1 protein-coding gene is annotated in these 310 nt (G+C 42.6%); it reads right to left on the bottom strand.

Translation table 11 applies throughout. From position 1 onward, the window contains the following. Nucleotides 1-59: 59 nt before the first annotated feature. Nucleotides 60-310: DUF4162 domain-containing protein (locus tag R2R70_RS19555; protein ID WP_410978829.1), on the bottom strand; the 251-nt coding region annotated here is incomplete at its 5' end.

Raw genomic sequence — 310 nt, 5'->3', positions numbered from 1 at the left:
AAACGCAGTCCACTTATTAATCAATGACATTGTTTTATTATGATCGACTAGTTACTGACTCATATTCCCGCCTCATAGATGCTATCTGCACTCTGAATGTTTTTGTCTACCAAGCGCATAAATAACTCTTCTAGTCGGTTGGCTTTATTGCGCATACTTGCCACACTGATACCTTTATCAGACAACTGATCAAAGACACCGTTTAGTGACTCACCTTCTGTCAAGGTAACTTCTAGCGTTTGCTCATCTGGTTGCGAGACCCCTGTGACTCCTGTTAGAGCCAACTGCTCAGTAAGCGGCGTATCCAAAT

Source organism: Cobetia sp. SIMBA_158, assembly GCF_046566945.1.
Lineage (GTDB): Bacteria > Pseudomonadota > Gammaproteobacteria > Pseudomonadales > Halomonadaceae > Cobetia > Cobetia amphilecti.
The sequence above is the reverse complement of the archived record's forward strand: the minus strand, read 5'-3'. Positions and strand labels throughout refer to the sequence as shown.